This is a genomic window from Crenalkalicoccus roseus, assembly GCF_004761865.1.
GTDB lineage: Bacteria > Pseudomonadota > Alphaproteobacteria > Acetobacterales > Acetobacteraceae > Crenalkalicoccus > Crenalkalicoccus roseus.
Window position 1 is genome coordinate 1 of the sequence record NZ_SJDM01000096.1, and the last position, 1,813, is coordinate 1,813.

Here is a 1,813-nt window from a genome sequence, read left to right on the forward strand (position 1 = left end):
CGACAGCCGCCACGGGCGCCACTTCGCGGATGAGGTCCAGAACCATCTGCATGAGCGCGCCTCCCTCGAGAACGCGATCAGCAGCGCCATCGCCAGATGGATGACATGGCGGATCGGCAAGGGCACCAGCCGCGCGACGGGCATCCCGGTGGGGCTGCCCTATCTCACGGGCTTCGTGGTGCAGGAGGGGATCCTCGCCGAGGCGGACGACGAAGGCTGACGCCCCTGTCGCCGCCACGCGGCGCCGCCACCGCCCCGTCAGGCCAGGCCTGCGGGGCTCGGGGTGGTAGCACCCGGCTGATCGGGCGCCGAACCGGAGACCCCGACGATGAAGCTCACCGACACGCAGCGCGCCATTCTCGCAGCCGCCGCGCGGCATCCCGAGTATCTGGCCTATCCGCCAGAGCGGCTGCCAGCCGCTGCGCGGCAGACAGTAGCGAAGGCCCTTATCAGGCAGGGGCTGGTCAGCGACGAGCACGCCAGCGCCTACGCCGCGCGCGACGCCTGGCAGATCGACGGCCGGACCCGGCTGCTGCGCATCACCGACGAGGGTCTCCGCGCCATCGGTGTCGAGCCGATGCCGCCGGCGGAGGACGACGAGCAGAGCGAGGCGGCCATCCTGCGCCAGAACGCCGAGCGCCGCGCCGCCGCGGATGCGGCCGCCGCGACGGAGGCGGACACGGCGCCCACGGGCGGGGAGGACGCCACGCCAGGGGATGATGCCCCCGCGGAGGACGCCGAGGCCGCCCAGGGCGCGCCCACGGCGGCCCGGCTTGGCGACCGCGCCGAGGATCTCGCCTTGCTCGACGCCGCCCTCGCGGCGCCTGACCGGACGGCAAAGACCAGCCTGCGCGACGCTGCCGCGGCCGTGCTCGCCGCCTGGGACGACGAGGCGAAACGCGAGACGGACATCATCGCCGCCCTCGACGGCCCGATGCAGGCGCTCCGTGCCGCCCTCGCCGGCAAGCCGCCGCGCACCGCGCGCGAGCCGGGCGCGCCGCGCAAGCCGCGGGAGGGCACGAAGCAGGAGACGGTGCTGGCGTTGCTCCGCCGCGAGGAGGGCGCGACCATCGCGCAGATCTGCGAAGCGACCGGCTGGCAGCAGCACACGGTCCGCGGCTTCTTCGCGGGCCTCAAGAAGCGCCAGGGGATCGAGGTGCAGGTGCTGGAGCGGGTGCGCCAGGTCGGGCCGAACAAGGAGGGCGCCCGCGGGTCCTACACGATCTACCACCTGCCGGCCTGATCGCGCTTACGGCATCACGCCGCCGCCTGCGTGCTGCGGGCGGCGGCGCTGTCGTCGAAGACCCTCTCCTCCCCTGCCAGCACGGCGGCGCGCCCGGTGAAAGCCTGCCAGCGCCGCACCGCGACGTCCACGTAGCGAGGATCGATCTCCATCGCGTAGCAGACGCGGCCCGTGGTCTCGGCCGCGATGATCGTGCTGCCGCTGCCGCAGAACGGCTCGTAGACCGCATCCCCTGGCGCGCTGTTGTTCAGCATCGGCCGGCGCATGCACTCGACCGGCTTCTGCGTGCCGTGCACGGTCGCCGCGTCCTCATCGCCGCCGGTGCCGATCGGCCAGAGCGTCGCTTGGTCGCGCGCCCCCTGCCAGTGCCCGGTCGCGCCCTTGCGGACGGCGTAGAGGCAGGGCTCGTGCTGCCAATGATAGTCCCCCCGCCCCAGCACGAAACGGGACTTCGCCCAGACGATCTGGCTGCGGACCTGGAAGCCGCAGGCTTCCAGGCTCTCGATCACGGTGCGCGCATGCACGCCCGCGTGCCAGACATAGGCGACGTCGCCCGGGAACAGCGCCCAG

The 1,813-nt window shown here is 73.4% G+C and carries 3 protein-coding genes; 2 read left to right on the forward strand and 1 reads right to left on the reverse strand.

The features are described from left to right. A partial coding sequence (locus ET526_RS21445) for a hypothetical protein (protein WP_456305134.1) occupies window positions 1-220 on the forward strand: 220 nt, incomplete at its 5' end. A 108-nt stretch (window positions 221-328) separates the two neighbouring features. Continuing rightward, window positions 329-1,243 carry a DUF3489 domain-containing protein gene (locus tag ET526_RS22275; RefSeq protein ID WP_240048522.1) on the forward strand — a complete coding sequence of 305 codons (915 nt, stop codon included), beginning with the start codon at window positions 329-331 and terminating at the stop codon, window positions 1,241-1,243. Between the two features lie 14 nt (window positions 1,244-1,257). On the opposite strand, the gene ET526_RS22280 is transcribed toward ET526_RS22275, so the two are convergent. Next, a partial coding sequence (locus ET526_RS22280; protein ID WP_135471029.1) for a DNA-methyltransferase occupies window positions 1,258-1,813 on the reverse strand: 556 nt, incomplete at its 5' end.

What these genes read in the sequence shown, in the direction of transcription:
- ET526_RS22275 (WP_240048522.1), top strand. Translation starts at nt 329, where the DNA reads ATGAAGCTCACCGACACGCAGCGCGCCATTCTCGCAGCCGCCGCGCGG.